Annotated in this window: 1 pseudogene; it reads left to right on the plus strand. The window is 51.3% G+C overall.

Annotated features, from left to right (window positions below):
- Window positions 1-40: 40 nt before the first annotated feature.
- Window positions 41-236 (plus strand): annotated as a pseudogene (locus ACTHS3_RS18615) (S9 family peptidase); the annotation flags it as partial.

Here is a 236-nt window from a genome sequence, read left to right on the forward strand (position 1 = left end):
TTATAATTCCGTTTCCCAATCTTTCAGACGGCCTTTTCCTATGAAATCTTACCCCGATTCCTATCTACATTTTGAAAACCTCGAATCTCCCGAAACGCAAAATTTTGCCGCTGCGGCGCATGCCGAAACGCGCGCCCGTTTTTTAGAAAACGACAAGGCGCGCGCATTGTCCGACGGCATTTTGGCGCAGTTGCAGGACACGCGGCAGATTCCGTTTTGTCAGGAACACCGCGCGC

Source organism: Neisseria sp. P0009.S007 (assembly GCF_051962515.1).